At 71.2% G+C, this 16,974-nt stretch carries 14 protein-coding genes; 1 reads left to right on the forward strand and 13 read right to left on the reverse strand.

Translation table 11 applies throughout. The features are described 5' to 3' along the window. Nucleotides 1-62 precede the first annotated feature (62 nt). The 11 genes from QF027_RS44680 to QF027_RS44730 form a co-directional block, all read right to left on the reverse strand. Nucleotides 63-272: a CDGSH iron-sulfur domain-containing protein gene (locus QF027_RS44680; RefSeq protein ID WP_306973150.1), complete on the reverse strand. Its 210-nt coding sequence runs from the start codon at nt 270-272 to the stop codon at nt 63-65. Then, on the reverse strand, nt 253-948 hold the full coding sequence (locus tag QF027_RS44685) for a HemK2/MTQ2 family protein methyltransferase (protein ID WP_307081215.1): 696 nt from the start codon (nt 946-948) through the stop codon (nt 253-255). The genes QF027_RS44680 and QF027_RS44685 overlap by 20 nt, the downstream gene beginning before the upstream one ends. Then, nucleotides 949-1,962 (reverse strand): iron-containing redox enzyme family protein, encoded by a 1,014-nt coding sequence (locus tag QF027_RS44690; protein WP_307081217.1) that lies wholly within the window; start codon nt 1,960-1,962, stop codon nt 949-951. 100 nt (nt 1,963-2,062) lie between these two features. Then, nucleotides 2,063-2,233 carry a hypothetical protein gene (locus QF027_RS44695; protein ID WP_306973147.1) on the reverse strand — a complete coding sequence of 57 codons (171 nt, stop codon included), beginning with the start codon at nt 2,231-2,233 and terminating at the stop codon, nt 2,063-2,065. A gap of 30 nt (nt 2,234-2,263) precedes the next feature. After that, a complete protein-coding gene (locus QF027_RS44700) occupies nt 2,264-3,274 on the reverse strand; it encodes a Ppx/GppA phosphatase family protein (RefSeq protein ID WP_306973146.1) in 1,011 nt (336 codons plus the stop codon). Between the two features lie 175 nt (nt 3,275-3,449). Then, nucleotides 3,450-4,952: an MFS transporter gene (locus QF027_RS44705; protein ID WP_307081219.1), complete on the reverse strand. Its 1,503-nt coding sequence runs from the start codon at nt 4,950-4,952 to the stop codon at nt 3,450-3,452. Between the two features lie 153 nt (nt 4,953-5,105). Next, the gene (locus QF027_RS44710) at nt 5,106-7,919 is read right to left on the reverse strand and encodes an NHLP bacteriocin export ABC transporter permease/ATPase subunit (protein ID WP_307081221.1); all 2,814 of its coding nucleotides are present in this window, start codon (nt 7,917-7,919) and stop codon (nt 5,106-5,108) included. A gap of 1 nt (nt 7,920) precedes the next feature. Next, nucleotides 7,921-10,143, reverse strand: a complete 2,223-nt coding sequence (locus tag QF027_RS44715; protein ID WP_307081223.1) for an NHLP family bacteriocin export ABC transporter peptidase/permease/ATPase subunit — start codon at nt 10,141-10,143, stop codon at nt 7,921-7,923. Beyond that, complete coding sequence (locus tag QF027_RS44720) at nt 10,140-10,946, reverse strand: HlyD family efflux transporter periplasmic adaptor subunit (RefSeq protein WP_307081224.1); 807 nt, start codon at nt 10,944-10,946, stop codon at nt 10,140-10,142. Before QF027_RS44720 ends, QF027_RS44715 begins: the two co-directional genes overlap by 4 nt. Before the next feature lie 160 nt (nt 10,947-11,106). Continuing rightward, nucleotides 11,107-11,322 carry a type A2 lantipeptide gene (locus QF027_RS44725; RefSeq protein ID WP_306973141.1) on the reverse strand — a complete coding sequence of 72 codons (216 nt, stop codon included), beginning with the start codon at nt 11,320-11,322 and terminating at the stop codon, nt 11,107-11,109. A gap of 450 nt (nt 11,323-11,772) precedes the next feature. Then, on the reverse strand, nt 11,773-12,186 hold the full coding sequence (locus QF027_RS44730; protein ID WP_307081226.1) for a PaaI family thioesterase: 414 nt from the start codon (nt 12,184-12,186) through the stop codon (nt 11,773-11,775). A 190-nt stretch (nt 12,187-12,376) separates the two neighbouring features. Between QF027_RS44730 and QF027_RS44735 the strand changes: the two genes are divergently transcribed. Beyond that, nucleotides 12,377-13,828, forward strand: a complete 1,452-nt coding sequence (locus tag QF027_RS44735) for a S1 family peptidase (RefSeq protein WP_307081228.1) — start codon at nt 12,377-12,379, stop codon at nt 13,826-13,828. A gap of 207 nt (nt 13,829-14,035) precedes the next feature. On the opposite strand, the gene QF027_RS44740 is transcribed toward QF027_RS44735, so the two are convergent. Beyond that, complete coding sequence (locus QF027_RS44740) at nt 14,036-16,183, reverse strand: SpoIIE family protein phosphatase (protein ID WP_307081230.1); 2,148 nt, start codon at nt 16,181-16,183, stop codon at nt 14,036-14,038. 76 nt (nt 16,184-16,259) lie between these two features. Beyond that, nucleotides 16,260-16,829 (reverse strand): hypothetical protein, encoded by a 570-nt coding sequence (locus QF027_RS44745; protein ID WP_307082800.1) that lies wholly within the window; start codon nt 16,827-16,829, stop codon nt 16,260-16,262. Nucleotides 16,830-16,974 lie beyond the last annotated feature (145 nt).

A 16,974-nucleotide genomic window follows, 5' to 3' on the forward strand; every position in this document is an offset into this window, starting at 1 on the left:
GGGTCCGCAAGATCTGCTTCACTCGACCTGGTGAACTTCTGTCAATTGCGTTGACTTCTCGTCTAAGAGCGGGTCCGCTCCCGGTGGCTGGTGTCGCACCACGGATAGCGGCGACTGCGCCGACAGGTGCACAGGGCCACCCGGAAGCGGTCGGAGATGACGGTGCTGCCGTCCTCCAGCTCCACTTCCACGGGGCCCTCCACGAGCAGCGGGCCCCGGTGCTGGACCCGGATGCGGCGCGGTCGGTCGGAGTCAGAGGGGGAGTTCGGCACGGACGACCACCAGCTCTTCCTTTTCGTCGTGGGCGGCGTCGGCGGGCAGCAGGCCGCGCTCGCGCAGCCAGGCCTCCCGGGTGCGCAGCACCGGTCCGAACGCGATGCGGCGACGGCGGGTCACGGCGGCCTTGAGGCCCGCCGCGCGCAGATGCCCCACCGTCCGTCCGGAGTCGCTCAGTTCGGAGTGCACGATCAGCAGCACCCCTCCGGGGCGCAGGAGGGCGGGCGCCTCACGGCAGACGCGGTCCAGCACGAAGCGCCCGTCGTGGCCCGCGTCCCAGGCCCGCGCCCTTCCGTGCGGCGGCCGGAGGTTCGTCGGTGCCGGCACGTACGGCGGATTGGTCAGGATGAGGTCGAACGACTGGTCCCGCACGGGGTGGAAGAGGTTCCCGCGCCGGACGCGGACCCGCGCACCCGTCAGCCAGGCGTTCGCCCGGGCCGTGCACACCGCCCGCCACGACACGTCGACCGCGGTCACCCGGCTGCCCCGGCGCGCCGCCTGAAGAGCGAGGGCACCGGTCCCGGTGCCCACGTCCAGAACGTCCGCGCCCGGCGGCAGCGGTTCTTCGGACAGGGCCCCGGCCAGCAGTGCGGTGTCCTCCTGGGGGGTGTAGACGCCAGGAAGAGTCAGAGGGGGAATCAGTGATCTCACGCTGCCCAAGTACCCCGACATTCAGGAAATATGGTGGATTTCGGAAAGTGTGGGTGTGCGCAGCGACGAGCGTCCGTCCGTCCAGTCGCGCAGAAGGCGCTCGGCGAGACGGTCCTCGACAAGTCCGGTGACGTCGATACCGAAGGCGACATCGGGGGCGAGGTGCGGTTCCTCGGCCAGCAGACCGCCGATGACCTCGTGGCGTACGACCTGTTCGTGGACGGCGTCGGCCTCGACATGCTCGTCGTAGAAGTGCTCGGCGGCCGGTCCCGCGCCGGTGCGGCGCATCGCCTCGGCGAGTCGCCGGGAGCCGGGCGAGGAGGTGATCTCGACCGCTGCGAAGTGGCCCACGAGAGCTCCGCGCAGGCTGCGGTGCAGGCCCAGCAGGGACATGAGGTTCACCGTCGCGAGCATCTCCGCGCAGGCCGCCTCCAGGTAGTACCCATACGTCGTGTCCAGGCCCAGGTCCGTCATCAGGTCGGCGAACAGGCGGGCGTGGACGCGGTCGGGGCGGCCGCCGCCGAACTCGTCGAACTCCACCGCCGCCATGCCCGCCTTGGCCCGGCCCCACAGCCGGGGCAGCACCCACGCGTGCGGGTCGGCCTCCTTGAGGTGGTAGAGCGAGCGCTGGGCCGCGTATTCGCGTACGTGCCACAGTTCGCCCTCCTTGCTCAGGAAATGGCTGAGTCCCGTGCCGTCGACCGGCTCCACGAGGAGCCCGGCGAGCGCGTCCTCGACGCTGTCGTGGGCAGGGGTGTCCGTGCGCAGGGCGGACAGGAAGCGGTGTTCCAGGGCCGCCCTGGTGCGCAGCAGCCCGGGGTCCCACTCGTGGTCGGAGGAGACGCCCGAGAAGCCGCGGTAGTGCAGTTCGTAGCAGATGTACAGGGCGAGCTGGAGGTCGTCGCCGTACACGTCCGCGCCTGCGACGGTCTCGTGACGCGGCAGCGGTCCGGCACCGAGCAGATACTCCTGGACGGCGGCGGAGACCGGGCCCCGGGGCGGCGGCAGCGGCGGTTCCTGGCGGTCGTGATCCATGCGCCCCGGGTACCCGTGAAGCGGGAGGTCACCCGCCTGCCTGGAGTGGGGCCGGGGATGCCGTCGCCGGCGGCACGCCGCGGGGCGCGCCGCCGACGGGTCACTCGCCCTCGGACTCCTCCTGGGCCCGGGTGTTGGGGGTGATGGCGTCAGCGGCCTCACCCGTGTGCCCGCGCCTTCCGTCGGGGTCCTGGACGCGCTTCTCGGCGTCCTCGAACTCGTGCAGGACCTCGTCCAGGGCGGTGTCCGGCTTCTGCTTCTTCTCCGGCACGGCTGTCTCCTCTTTCTTCCTTCTCTTCGTTCAGGTCGTGGCGGTCGCGATGCGCAGGGGGACCGGCTCCGGGGGAGAGGTGTGCTCCTCGTTGCGGCGGGCGATCTCGGCCCACCAGGAGGCGCCGTCCTCGATGTGCCGCAGCAGGACCCCCTCACGGATCGCCCAGGGGCAGATGGTGACGGTCCTGATGCCGGTGAGTTTCATCGCCGTGTGCCCGACCACCGCACCGGCCAGGCTCTGCGCGGCGCGCGGCGCGGAGATGCCGGGCAGTTCGGCCCGCCGCGCGGCCGGGAGGGCGGCCAGAGCCTCGATGGCCTCCCGCAGGTCGGCGCGGTGCATCCGCCGCTCCACGAACGGGCCGCGGCGGCCGGGCGGAGTTCCGCACAGCCGCCCCAGCTGCTCGAAGGTGCGCGAGGTGGCCACGGCGGTGCGCGGTCCCTCCCAGCGGATCCGCGACGCCACGTCCCGCAGCTGGTGTCGGACCTTGCGGCGCAGTGCCCGCACCGCCTCCGGGGGCGGCGGGTCCTGCCCCTCGAAGAACTCATGGGTCAGCCGGCCCGCGCCCAGGGGCAGCGAGGCCACGTAGTCCGGCAACCGGCCGCGTCCGAAGGCGACTTCGAGCGACCCACCGCCGATGTCGAACAGCGCGAGCGGCCCCGCGCGCCAGCCCATCCAGCGCCGCGCCCCGAGGAACGTGAGCTCCGCCTCCACCTCGCCCGGCAGGGTGTACAGCCCGACGCCGGTCCGGGTACGGACGGTGCGCAGCACCTCCTGACGGTTCGGCGCGGACCGCACGACGGCGGTCGCGAAGGCGAGCGGACCGGCCGCACCCCACTTGGCGGCGGTCCGACTCGCCTCTTCCACCGCCTCCACCAGCCGCTCCACGGCCTCCTCGGGCACCGGTCCGCCCGGCCGTACATGATCCGACAGTCTCAGCCGCCACTTCGCCGTGTGCACCGGCAGTGGCACCCCGCCCTCGGCGTCCGCCACCACCAGCCGGACCGTGTTCGACCCCACATCCACCACGCTTATCCGCATGGACCTGTGGGTACCCACGGACGCCCGCCTCCAACGCCGGCCGTCCTGTCAGGGCGTCGCTCTCGGCCACAGGCCGGGCGCACCGCGTCGCCGGCGCCTGGCGGAGAACGCGAGAGGGGCCGCCGTCTCCCTGCTGACGGCGGCCCCTCGGACCAAACGGCTCCTGCTGCGGTTGTTACATGTGGACGACGGGTGCGGCGTCCGCGTCCTGCTCCGGCACCCCGCGCCGGAAGAGCAGGAAGGTGATCAGCGCGCCGACGGCGAAGAGGCCGGCCGACCACCAGAAGGCGGTGGTGTAGCTCTCGACCGTCGCCCGGGCCTGGACCAGCTTGTTCGTCGGGTCCTTTCCGGCCAGGTAGCCGGTGGCGGCGCTCGCGGCCAGCGTGTTCAGCAGCGCGGTGCCGATCGAACCGCCCACCTGCTGCATGGCGTTGACGGTGGCCGAGGCCACTCCGGCGTCCTCGGCCGCGACCCCGCCGGTGGCCAGCTGCATGGCCGGGGGCATGACCAGGCCGAGGCCGAAGCCGGTCACGATCAGCTGCGGCAGTACGGCGGACAGGTAGCTGGAGCCGACGCCGATCCCGGTCAGCCAGGCCATGCCGACCGCGGCGACCGCGAAGCCCACCGGGATGACCACCTTCGGTCCGATCCGGGGAACCAGCATCGTGGTGCTGACCTGGGCCGCCACCATCAGGGCGGCGACCATCGGCAGGAAGGCCGCACCCGTCCTGGTCGGGCTGAAGCCCAGGTTCAGCTGGAGGTAGTAGGTGAGGAAGAGGAAGACACCGAACATGCCGCCGCCGGAGATCAGCACGGCCAGGAAGGAGGCCGCCCGGTTGCGGTCCAGCAGGATGCGCAGGGGCAGCAGCGGGTGCGCGGCACGGGTCTGCCACCAGGTGAAGGCGGCCAGCAGCGCACCGCCCGCGACCAGGAAGCCCCAGGTCTCGGGAGAACTCCAGTCGTGCGTCTCGGCGTTGGAGAAGCCGTACACCAGGGAGAAGAGACCGGCGGCGACCAGCAGCGTCCCGGGCACGTCGAGCTTGGAGTTCGCGGCGTCACGGTGGTTGTGCAGCAGCAGCCAGCCGCCGGCGAAGGCGACGACGGCGATGACGACGTTGACGTACAGGGTCCAGCGCCAGTCGAGCGCGTCGGTCAGGACGCCGCCGAGCAGCAGACCCACCGCACCGCCGGCACCGGCGATGGCGCCGTACACGCTGAACGCCCGGGCCCGCTCGCGGGCGTCGGTGAACGTCGTGTTGAGCAGGGACAGCGCGGCCGGCGCGAGGAGTGCGCCGAAGGCGCCCTGCAGGGCGCGGGCGGTGACCAGCATCTCGAAGTTGGTGGCGGCACCGCCGAGCGCGGAGACGGCCGCGAAGCCGACGACACCGATGAGGAAGGCCGTCTTGCGGCCGAAGAGGTCGGCTATCCGCCCGCCGAGCAGGAGCAGGGAGGCGAACGCCAGGGCGTAGGCCGTGACGATCCACTGCCGGTTGCCGTCGGAGAAACCGAGGTCGGCCTGGGCCGAGGGCAGGGCGATGTTCACGATGGTGGCGTCCAGAACCACCATCAGCTGGGCGAGCGCGACGACGGCGAGAATCCACCATCGCTTGGCCGAAGCGGCGGTCGGCGCCTCGACGGCGCCCTCCTGCCCGCTCTCGGTCAGAGTCTTCTGGGACATGGGGACAACTCCAGGGAAAGTCGGCCGGTTCTACCCGGTCATAAACGAAACCGTTTCGTACACATGGAGGCTAGCCGAATCCAATCGAAACGGCAACGTTTCGTTGGAGGTCCTCCGGGGGCGCCGTCCCGGGGAGGGACCGAGGGGTCCCGCTTACGCCATCTGGCGCCGCACCAGCTCGTGCAGCCGACCGCCCGTGTCCGCCAGCAGCTGCGCGGGCGGCCCCTGCTGGGCGACCTTGCCGTTCTCCATCACGATCACCCGGTCGGCGTCCAGCACCGTCGACAGCCGGTGGGCGATGACGATCCGGGTGGCGTTGAGGGCCTTGGTGGACTCGATGACCGTGCGCTGGGTGTCGTTGTCCAGGGCGCTGGTCGCCTCGTCGAAGAAGAGGATCCGCGGCCGCCGGATCAACGCCTGGGCGATCATGAGCCGTTGGCGCTGGCCGCCGGAGATCGCCCCGCTGCCCGAGACGATGGTGTGCAGCCCCATCGGCATGCGCTGGATGTCCTCCGCGAGCCCCGCCATCGCGGCCGCCGCCATCGCCTCCTCGGGTGTGTAGGGCTCGGTGCCGCAGATGACGTCCAGGATGGAGCCGGTGAACGGCTGCGCGTGCTGAAGGACGACACCGCACTGCCGACGCACCGCCGACTGGTCGAGGGCGGCCAGGTCCTGGCCGTCGTACAGGACACTCCCGGAGACCGGCCGGTCGAAGCCGATCAGCAGCCGGAGCAGGGTCGACTTGCCGCAGCCGCTCGGGCCGACGATCGCCACGAACTCACCCGGCCGGATCTCGAAGGACACGTCGTCCAGGATCAGGGGACCGTCCTCGGAGTAGCGGAAGGAGAGCCTGCGGGCCTCCATCGCCCCGGTGAGCGGCCCCGGCCGGGTGCTCGCGGTGCGCACCTCCGGCTGCGCCTCCAGGACCGGCTTGATCTCCTCGAACAACGGCAGCGCGGCCACCGCCGAGACGAAGGCGCCGGTGAGCTGGGTGACCGCGGTCAGCAGCATGGTCACCGAGGTGTTGAAGGTGAGGAACTCGGCCGCCGACATCGACCCGCGCGCCGGGCCCGCGAGCAGCATGAACATCAGCAGGGTGCACAGCGGGAGATAGACCGAGCCCATCACCGAGGTGAGGTTCTTGATCCGGCCGACCTTCTGCTGGAGCTCGCGGCTGCGGGCGAACTCCGAGGCCCAGGCCGCGTACGCGTAGTTCTCCGCGGCCGCCACCCTCAGTTTGGGCAGACCGCGCAGGGTCTGGAAGGCCTGGTTGTTCAGCTTGTTGCTCAGCACGACCAGTCGCCGCTGCCATCGCACCTGCCAGAGCCCGAGGCCGAGGAAGCCGGCGGCGATGACGACCAGCATGCCGATCGCCGCCATCGCCATCGGGACGCTGTACCAGAACAGCAGGCCCAGGTTCATCGCACCGATGGTCACCGACTGGGCGACGGTGGGACCGAGGCCCGCCATCATCCGGCGGATCGAGCTGATGCCCATGGCCTGGCTGGCCAGTTCGCCGGTCGAGCGCTCGGTGAAGAACTTCGTCGGCAGCCTCAGCAGCCGGTCCCAGACGGCCGGTTGCAGGGTCGCCTCGATACGGCCCTCCAGACGGAGCATGGTGAGGTTCTGCAGCAGCATGAAGGCCGCCGTCACCACCCCGCTGACCATCACGGCCAGACACACCTGCACGATGAGAGCGGTCTGGGCCTTCGGCACGAACTCGCCGAGCACCTTGCCGGTGGCGATCGGGACCAACGCGCCGATCGCCACCGTCACCAGACCGCTGAGCAGCAGGTTCGTGACATCGCCGCCGGTGCCGCGCATGCTGAACCGCAGCAGCCCGAGCGGGCTGAGCCTCCGGTCGGGCAGCGGGCGGTAGAACATCACCGCGCGCGGCTCGAACTCCTCCGCGTTGTCCTTCTCGATCGGCGTCTCGCGTCCCGTCGCCGGATGCACGGCCACGTAGCCGCCGCGCCGCCACAGCAGCGCGACCGGCGCACCCGACAGCGCCCGGTGGCCCACCAGCGGGCCGACGTTGTCGCGCCACCAACTGCCGTCCAGGCGCACCGACCTGATCCGGACGCGGGAGGCGAGGGCGATCCGCTCGACCGGGTCGAGACGGTCGCTCTCGGTGCCGCTGTGCGCGTTCTCCGCGAGCGGGATCCCGGCCGCGTCGGCGACCAGCTTGCACGCCGCGTAACTCGCGTCGGCGTCGGCCGTCGTCGTGCGCTGCTTCGACTTGCCGATGGACGCCAGCAAGGTCCGGTCGGCCTGGGCGCGCACGGCCTCACCCGCCTTGATACCGGCGGCCGTCCGGGTCTCGTGGGTGCGCTCCAGCTGCTCGATCCAGCGGTCCAGCGTGGTCAGCAGCCGGTACTGCTGGTCGACCATGGACTGCCAGACCGCCGGGTCCATCAGCAGGTCGGCGGCCGCCTCGGCGCCGTAGAGCGAGCCGTACTGCACACTGCCCGGCGGCACCTGCATCCAGAACACGTCGTCGTCGGTCGGGGCGGCGGCCCGCTCGTCGGCCATCGGTGCCTGGAAGAGGATGGACAGGCTCCGGCCCACCCCGAGCGCGAGGGCGTACTCCAGCGGGCTCGTCGTCGGCGGTACGTACTGGGGGTTGCCGTACTCGTCGTACGACCACGTCTGGGTGTGCGCGGGCTCGTACAGTTCGCGCAGGCCGATGCGGTGCACCACGCAGTCCCTGAGGGGCCGGGCCACCAGGGTGTGCTGCGGCCCCGCCACCGGCCCGAGCAGCAGCGCGCCCGGCTCCAGACGGCCCAGGTGGTGCCAGTGACCCTGCTGTCCGGCGTCGACCGCGAACAGGTCCACCGCGCCCGACACGACCAGCCAGAGCACCTGCGGCCCTTCGAGGTCGATACGGCTGAAACCGGCGCAGTCGACCCGCGTGCCCATCTGCCCGAGCGCGCTGAGGACGAGGTCACCGTCTTGGGGGGAGGTCATGTCACCGTTCCTTGACCAGCGCCGCGTACGCGCCACCGCGCGCCACCAGCTCCTCGTGCCGCCCGCGTTCCACGATCGTGCCGTGTTGCAGTACGACGATCTCGTCGCTGTCGCGCACGGTGCTGAGCCGGTGCGCGATCACCACACAGGCGCAGCCGCGCTTGCGCAGGTTGTCCATGACGACCAGCTCGGTCTCCGCGTCCAGCGCGCTGGTCACCTCGTCAAGGACCAGGATGCTGGGCCGGCGCACCAACGCCCGCGCGATCTCCAGGCGTTGGCGCTGCCCGCCGGAGAAGTTGCGGCCGTCCTGCTCGACCCTGCTGTGGATGCCGCCGGGGCGGCGCAGCACCACGTCGTACAGGGCCGCGTCCCGCAGCGCGTCCACCACGGCGTCGTCCGGGATCGAGGGGTCCCACAGCGCCACGTTGTCGCGGACCGAACCCTCGAAGAGGAAGACGTCCTGGTCGACGAAGGACACCGAGGACGCGAGCGCGCCGCGCGGAATGTCGTCCAGGCGCTGTCCGTCGATGCGGATCACGCCCTCCCAGGGCGCGTACAGCCCCGAGATCAGCCGCGAGACGGTCGACTTGCCGCTGCCGGAGCCGCCGACCAGCGCCACCTGCTGGCCGGGACCGACGGTCAGGTCGAAGCCGGTCAACAGGGGCTTGTCGAGCGGGTTGTAGCCGAACGTGATGTTCTGCAGCTCGACATGGCCGTGCAGCCTGCGCGTCGAGTCGCCGGCGCCGGGCCGGCCGTAGAGCGGGTCGGCCTTGAAGTTCTCCACGTCCTTCAGCCGGGCCACGTCGGCCGCGAAGTCCTGGATGCGGCCGGCCACGCCGTTCAGGCGGGTGATCGGCGCGGTGAAGCGGGTGACCAGGGCCTGGAAGGCGACCAGCAGACCGACCGAGATACCGCCCTCGATCGCCCGCATGCCACCGATCCAGAGGATGAGGGCGCTGTTGAAGGTGGCCAGCATCGGGGCGACCACGCCCAGCCAGGCGCTCGGCACACCGAGCCGCTGCTGCTCCTCCAGTGTGGTGGCGTGCTGCCCGGCCCACTTGCGGAAGTAGCCGTCCTCACCGCCGGTCGCCTTCATCGTCTCGATCAACTGCAGGCCCGTGTAGGCGGTGTTGGTGAGCCGGGCGCTGTCGGCGCGCAGCTTCGCCGTACGCGTCGCGCGCAGCCGGATGACGACCCGCATGGCCACCACGTTCAGCAGGGCCACACCGATGCCGACATAGGTGAGCTGGGGGTCGTAGGTGTAGAGCAGGATCGCGTAGAGGACGACGACCACGGCGTCGACGCCCGCCGCCGCGAGGTCACGGGACAGGGTCTCGGCCACCTGGTCGTTGGACTGCAGGCGCTGCACGAGGTCGGCCGGGCTGCGCTGGGAGAAGAACGTCACCGGAAGGCGCAGCAGGTGGCGCAGGAAGCGGGCGCTGGACAGCGTCGAGGAGATGATGCGGCCGTGCAGCAGGTTCGCCTGCTGGAGCCAGGTCAGGGCCAGGGTGAGGGCCACACAGGCCCCCATCGACGTGAACAGCACGCCGAGCAGCGACGTCTGACCCCCGATCAGGAACATGTCGATGTAGGTGCGGCTCAGCGCGGGAGTGGCCGCGCCGACCAGCACCAGCAGCAGGCTCGCCAGCACCGCCGTCGGCATGGTGCCCGCGGTGCCCCGCAGCCGGGCCGGCATCGCGCCGAGAACACCCGGCTTGCGGCCGCCCCTGGTGAAGCCCTCGCCGGGCTCCATCACCAGCACGACGCCGGTGAAGCTGCCGTCGAAGTCCTCCATCGGGACGAAGCGGCGGCCCTTGCCGGGGTCGTTGATGTAGACACCGCGGCGGCCGAAGCGGCGGCCCATGCCGTCGTAGACGACGTAGTGGTTGAACTCCCAGAACAGCACGGCCGGCGTCTTCACCTCGGCGAGTGCGGCCGTGTCCATCTGCATGCCCTTGGCCGTCAGGCCGTAACTGCGGGCCGCCTTGAGGAGATTGCTGGCGCGCGAGCCGTCCCGGGAGACACCGCAGGCGATGCGCAGTTCCTCCAGCGGGACGTGCTTGCCGTAGTGGCCGAGCACCATCGCGAGAGAGGCGGCGCCACATTCCACGGCCTCCATCTGGAGGACGGTGGGCGTACGGACCGTCTTCGCCTTCCCCTTGGGGACAGGGCGTCTGGGCGGGGCGGAGCGGCGCCTGCTCCGGGTGTCCTGTGCGGTGCTCACGGCAGCAGCCAATCGACGGGACGCTGATCGGCCAGCCGGATGGAACCCGAGGCCGCGGCCATGGAGGTGAGGGCGAACGGCGGGCCCTCGGCGGAGGACCACCGGTAACCGCTCTTCGTGGCCTTGGACTTGTCGAGCCTCACGAGTACGGCGACCGGCCGGCCGTCCTTGGTGAACTGCTCGCCGAGCTGGCTGTCCCCGAGGAACGCGGCGATCTGCTGTGCCGACTGGGCCGAGCGGTCCACCGACTTCACATGGCCGCGCAGCACGCCGTACTCCTGGGTGGGCACCGAGGAGACGGTCAGATCCACGGCGGCGTCCTCGGGAATGGAGGCCGCGTTCTCGGCGGGCACGTAGACCGTGGCGTACATCGGATCGGAGGCATGGGCGACCTTCTCCACGGCGGCGACGTTCGCGCCGGTCGAGATGATCTGCCCGATGGTGGCCGCCAGTGCGGTGAGCCGGCCCGCGGCGACCGTGCGGACGACGGTGTCGCCGTCGGACGTACGGACCTTCAGTACGGGCGAGTCGGCGGGCAGCTGGGTGCCCTCCTTGGCGATCACCTGCGTGACCTGCCCCGCGACCGGGCTCTGCAGGATGTAACTGCCCTGCCCGTGCGTGAGGATGGCGGGTGCGCTCACCGTGGAGGCCACCGATCCGGTCACTGCCCACACCGAGGCGGCGGCCATCACGACCACCGTCACGGACATCACCAGCCAGCCCTGCGGACGTGCGAAGCGCACCGGAAGGTCGAGCTCCTCCGGTGATTGGAGCTTGGCGAGGGCCTGTTGGCGGAACTGCACGGGTCTTCCCTCACCTGCGAAAGCTGCGACTGCTGCGAATGAGAAAGGACCGACTCGCGCGAGCCGGCCGGATTACGGCACCCAAGAGTCCCGGAACCGCCGGTTTGCGGCTCCGGGACGGGTCGACCACAAGATAGTGATCAGATCACGAAGAATGTGATCAGAGGCCGGAGACCAGGCCGGAGACCGGGGCGGTGTTCAGGCCGGTCACACCCTCGACCGTGCCGACGGCCGTGTTGACCAGGCCGGAAACCGGGGCAACGCCGTCCACCAGGCCGGTGACGGTGCCGAGGGCGTTCAGCTGCAGGCCGCCGGAGACGTTGTCGAGGTCGGCGTCCGAGATCTCGACGGTCTCAACCTGGGGGGTGGAGTTCATGATGGAACTTCCCTTCGTATGGGTATTTCGCAAGGGGGGAGCGGCCCCCTCTGGGGACAGACGACGGCCGCAATCGCATGGCGCCGGATCCCGTTTCCGGGAACCCCAGCGGCCCTGCGGTGCGATGGATCAAAGCACGCGTCAGCTCCGCCCTTCCAATTAACCACCCGTCTCACCAGGGAACTTGAGCCACAGAAGCCTCCATCCGTGCAGGCTTGCGCACGCCTTGGTGCCGACTTCTTCACAGGTGATGTTGCGGCGGCGTGAAGGGGCCCTTGTCGTCGTCGTGGCGAATGCGACACACCTCGCCAATGACATGAGTGCCGGTCCGTGCTTGTGCAGAACTTCCGCTCGGAGTGACTTGGTTGCGCATTCGATGTGCAGATTCGTGGGAGAGGGGATTCGGGCCGCTCTTCACAACAGACCGTCGCTGACCGTTTGCTGAGCGTGTCAACCCAGAAGTGCGTAGACCGTGCTCGCGTGGGCCGCGAGGTCACCCGAGGCGGAGTCGGTCATCGTGATGTCGGCGAACGCCATGCGGCGGCCCAGCTTGGTGACGACCGCCTTGATCAGGACATCCGAACCGGTCACCGCCCGCTGGAAGCTGGTGGACTGCTGCACCGTCGTCATCGGTCCGTAGGCGCCTCTGGCCGCCGAGACGGCGATCACGGTGGCGGTGTCGGCGGCGGCCATCAGGGCCTGGCCCGACAACGCGCCGCCTTCCCGCGCCAATCGCTGTGACCAGGGAAGTCGCAGGACCGCATGGTCGTCGCCGAGCGCCTCGACCGACAGGCCGAGGTCGAGGACCCATGGGGCGAAGTTGTCGGCGAGGATCTTGTCGGCTTCGGCGGGCGTCATCGTCATATGGGGGATTGTTCCCGCCCGCGGCCGGCCCGGCACGGCCCGTGGCCTAATCGGCGTGGCAATCGGGGCGTAAAGAAACGGCATTGAACGCACCGCGCGCACCGTGCGTACCCATGGCCATCCAGGCGCCCCGAACAACCGACTGCCATACGGCGGTTACAGACTCCGGTCCCCCAGGAGGTCGAGAAGTTTGAGTCACAAGCGAATTCCGAAGCGCAAGGCCGCGTTCGCGGCAGGCACCGTGGTGGCGCTCGGAGCTGCCGCGATTCTGCTGCCCAACGCCAACGCTTCCCAGGACGGCTCGTCGAACGACGCGGCGGCCGTCGCGCCGAAGACTCTGAAGGCGACGGACGCCTCGGACCTCGCCTCGCAGCTCGAGCAGTTGCTCGGCGACGCCTTCGCCGGGTCCTACTACGACTCCGACAGCCAGCAGCTCGTCGTGAACGTCATATCCGGCGACAACAACAACGTCGTCGTGCAGGCGAAGAAGGCCGGTGCGAAGGTCCGTGAGGTCGACAACAGCCTCACCGAACTGGCGGCCGGCGCGAAGACCCTGAAGGAGGAGGCGACCATCCCGGGCACGGCCTGGGCGGTCGACCCGCGCACCAACAAGATTCTCGTGACCGCGGACAGCACGGTCACCGGCGACAAGTGGAACACCGTCGAGTCGACCGTGAAGAGCCTCGGCTCCGACATGGCGACCATCAAGAAGTCGGCCGGCACCTTCAAGACCTTCGTGTCCGGCGGTGACGCGATCTTCGGTGGCGGCGCTCGCTGTTCGCTCGGTTTCAACGTCACCGCGGGCGACGGCAGCCCCGCCTTCCTGACCGCAGGTCACTGCGGGGTCGCGGCCGAACAGTGGTCGGACACCCAGGACGGCCAGCCGATCGCCACCGTCGACCAGGCCACCTTCCCCGGCGACGGCGACTTCGCCCTGGTCAAGTACGACGACCCGGCGACCGAGGCACCCAGTGAGGTCAACGTCGGTGGTGGCCAGACCGTCGCGATCAGCCAGGCCGCGGACGCCGAGGTAGGCCTGCAGGTCTTCCGGATGGGCAGCACCACGGGCCTCGCCGACGGCCAGGTCCTCGGACTCGACGCCACCGTCAACTACCCGGAGGGCACCGTCACCGGGCTCATCCAGACCGACGTCTGCGCCGAACCCGGCGACAGCGGCGGTTCGCTGTTCACCCAGGACGGCTCGGCGATCGGTCTGACCTCCGGCGGCAGCGGTGACTGCACCGTCGGCGGCGAGACCTTCTTCCAGCCGGTGACCACCGCCCTGCAGGCGGTCGGCGCCACGCTCGGCGCGGGTGACGCGGCCGGCGGCGCGGGCGCGGGCGACGACCAGGTCGGCGGCGCGGGCGCGGGCGATGACCAGGCCGGCGGCGAGGAGGCCGGTGCCGGTGCCGGTGACGAGGCGGGTGCCGGTGGCGACGCCGGTGCCGGAGCGGGCGAGGAGGCAGGTGCCGGTGGCGACGCCGGCGCGAGCCCCGGTGAGGAGGTCGGCGCCGGTCAGGAAGTCGGCGGCGAGCAGGCCGGCGGTGACGTGATCGGCGGCGAAGAGGCCGGCAACGGCCAGGAGACCGGCAACGGCGCGGGCGATGCCGCGGGCGATGCCGCGGGCCAGACGCACAACTGACCCGTCGGTCCGGCACCACACCTTTGAACCGGCCGCGTCGGCAGCGGTCCCCCCACACCCTCCGCTGCCGACGCAGGCCCTATGGCCACCTCCCGGCCACACCGCCGTTCCGGCCCGGGAGGTGCCACGGTCCGGCCCTCCGGCGGGAGGGCCGGACCGGCGTGTTCTCCAGCAGGCCGGGCAGCGTGACGGTGGATCCCGGCCGGGTCACCCGTCCGCTCGCAGCAGAAGCAGGGCCACGTCGTCGATCCGCTCCTGCGCGGCCGCGCTGCGGCGGACGAGGTCGTCGGCCACTTCGTCGAGCGGACGGTCACCGGACTCGGCGAGTTGCCGTCCCAGTTCGGCGAGCGCGTCCTCGATGTCGGCGCCGGGGGACTCGATCAGGCCGTCCGTGAAGAGGACGAGGACGGAACCGGGCACGAGATCCACCTCCGTCGTCGGGTATCCGGCCGAGCCGTCGATGCCCAGCAGCGGGCCCCCGGCCAGGTCCAGCACCCGCACCCGGCCGTCCGGCCGCCGGAGCAGCGGCGGCGGATGCCCCGCCCGGGCCATGACCGCCCGCCTTCGCTTTGTGTCGAGCCGCAGATACAGGCAGCTCGCGAACAGGTCGGCGCCGAGGTCGATCAGCAGCCGGTTGGTCGAGCGCATGACCTCCTCCGGCGTCTGGCCCACAGTCGTGTACGCCCGTACCGCCGTCCGGATCTGCCCCATCAGCCCGGCCGCCGTCACGTTGTGGCCCTGCACGTCCCCGATCACGGCGGCCGCCAGCCCGTCCACCCGCACCAGGTCGTAGAAGTCGCCGCCGATGTCCATGCCCTGGGTGGCCGGCAGATAGCGGGCCGCCGCGTCGACACCCGGCAGCGACGGCAGGGTGTGCGGGAGCAGGGCCGCCTGCAGACCGTGCGCCAACTGGTGTTTGGCGTCGTACAGGACGGCCCGCTCCAGGGCCTGCGCGATCAGCCCGCCGAGACTCGTCAGCACCGCCCGCTCGTCCGCGGGGAAGGGGTGCCGTTCGGTGTAGGCCAGCACACAGGTGCCCACCGGGCGCCCGGAGGCGATCAGCGGCAGATAGGCCCAGGCCGCGAACCCGTCGGGGGTGGCGTGGCACCGCGGGTACAGGCGCTCCAACTGCTCACGGGACTCGAAGAACGCGGGCACCCCGGTGGTCAGGGCACGGGTGCCCGGCGTCGGTTCGGCCAGCGGCAGCCCGTCGAACCGCTCCACGACCTGCGCGTCCGGATACCCGCGGTGCCCGAGCACGAGCAGCCGCCCCGCCCGTGAACCGAGCACGACCAGTGCCTGGCTCCCCACCGCCGGGGCGATCTCGTCCGCCACCATCTGCACCACGTCCTGCACGCCCACCGCCTCGGTCAGCGCCCCGGCCAGGCTCAGCACCTGCGAGATCGTGACGAGCCGGGACGGCGAGTCGCCGGGCTGCGGACCGGACCGGTTCATCTCCGTCACCGCCCGGGCCCGGCTGACCCGGACGCTCAGTCCGGTCGTGCTCGGGTACAGCCGGAACGACAGCCAGTCCCCGGGCGGCCGCAGCGCCACGAACGACGTGCTGTGCTGGCTGAGCAGCGCGGCCCGGTAACGGTCCTCGTAGACCGGGTCGTTGAGCCAGGGCACCGCCGCCCACAGTTGCGAACCCAGCAACTGGGAGACCGGGACACCGATCAGCTCGGCCGCCGCGGCGTTGGCGAAGGAGATCCGCCCGTGCAGATCGAGCGAACACAGTCCGTACGGCAGCCTCGCCACCATCCGTGCCGCCTCCACCGTGCCCAGCGTCCCGGCCGGGCTTCCGACCTGGGCCCCACCCAGCAGATCCGGTTCGATGTGCGGCGACACGTTGTCCTCCACCGCCCGCTCCAGCCGCACCGCGAGCCGCCCGCAGGCCGCGATCAGATGCTCCCGCTCCCGGTCGGACAGATCCGGCGGGTGCGAACCGGGCCAGGTCACGAAGACGGCGCCGTACACCTTGGACGAGGTCGCCACCGGCACCGCGGCCAGTGAGAAGGGATACGGCAGCACCACGGCGATCCGCGGATAGCGGCGCGCCATCTCCTGCTCGCCGCCCACCCACACCAGCCGCCGCTCCCGTACCGCCTCCGCGACCGGGATCGGCGCGCTCAGCCCCACCCGCTCCCAGGGCGCCGCGAACGCCCGCGGCAGACCCGCCATCACCGCCATCTCCAGCACGGGTTCGTCGGCGGCCAGGAGATACACCGCACCGGAGTGGGCGTGCACCTCGTCCATCATCGACGCCAGTGCGAGGGAGAGCAGTGGCCGTCCCACCCGGGTCCGTGCGCTCGTCGGCGCCTGGGCGGACCTGTGCCCGTCGGACACGCCGACCACCTCCTCGCACGGGCGCGTCCCGGAAGGGGCGCGGGCCGCTGTCGCGTGCCGGGCCCTCAGGGATCAATCTCCCCCCTCACGGCAGGTCCCGCACGGCGAGCGTTCCCTTGCGCGGGCACACGGGTGCCCCCGCGACAGCGAGTGCGACTGCGTACCCCCTCGGCCCCGGGTCATGCCCTCCAGTGGAAGCGCGCGACGGTACACGGGCGCCCTGTGCGTACCCCCGCGCACCCTGATGGCAGTTCTTCGCGCCCGAGGGCGGACCAGGACCCGAACAACGGGGCACGCGTTGGAGGTCGACAAGGGCTGACGCGGCGGACGTGCCGCGCCAGGAAACGAGTACAGCGAGGCGCGTCACGCAGCACTCCGGGTCCCGCCGCAGCGCCACCTCCGCCGCCCTCAGCAGCAGGGCTCGCCGGTGCGTTCGTACTGCCGCAGCAGGAAGAGCGCGGGCCCGGTCCACCACCGCAGCAGTCCGGCCCGGCGGCGTGAGCGTCAGCCGGTCGCCGATGCGTGCCGCGTTCCAGCCGTCCGGCACCGCGCGGCGCGCCGCCTCGTGGACGGGCGCCTCGCCGGCCGAGATCCGGTCGGGCGTCTCGTGGAAGTGTCTGTCGGTGAGTGCGTACACCTCGTGGCGCTTGTCCATGCGGCTCCTTCCGCGGCCCGCCATCGGGCCTTCCAGCGGGGCGGTGGCCACGGACAGTCACGGCTGTCTCGAGACCACTGTGCGGAACGCATGCGTCAGGAAGTGTTCGAAGGGTTTCGAGCGTGTCTGCCCGCAGAGGGACCAC

It is taken from the genome of Streptomyces canus (assembly GCF_030816965.1).
Classification (GTDB): Bacteria; Actinomycetota; Actinomycetes; order Streptomycetales; family Streptomycetaceae; genus Streptomyces; species Streptomyces canus_E.

Coding starts and splice junctions, on each gene's coding strand:
- QF027_RS44685 (WP_307081215.1), bottom strand. CDS start 948: ATGTCGGGGTACTTGGGCAGCGTGAGATCACTGATTCCCCCTCTGACT.
- QF027_RS44690 (WP_307081217.1), bottom strand. CDS start 1,962: ATGGATCACGACCGCCAGGAACCGCCGCTGCCGCCGCCCCGGGGCCCG.
- QF027_RS44700 (WP_306973146.1), bottom strand. CDS start 3,274: ATGCGGATAAGCGTGGTGGATGTGGGGTCGAACACGGTCCGGCTGGTG.
- QF027_RS44705 (WP_307081219.1), bottom strand. CDS start 4,952: ATGTCCCAGAAGACTCTGACCGAGAGCGGGCAGGAGGGCGCCGTCGAG.
- QF027_RS44710 (WP_307081221.1), bottom strand. CDS start 7,919: ATGACCTCCCCCCAAGACGGTGACCTCGTCCTCAGCGCGCTCGGGCAG.
- QF027_RS44725 (WP_306973141.1), bottom strand. CDS start 11,322: ATGAACTCCACCCCCCAGGTTGAGACCGTCGAGATCTCGGACGCCGAC.
- QF027_RS44730 (WP_307081226.1), bottom strand. CDS start 12,186: ATGACGATGACGCCCGCCGAAGCCGACAAGATCCTCGCCGACAACTTC.
- QF027_RS44745 (WP_307082800.1), bottom strand. CDS start 16,829: ATGGACAAGCGCCACGAGGTGTACGCACTCACCGACAGACACTTCCAC.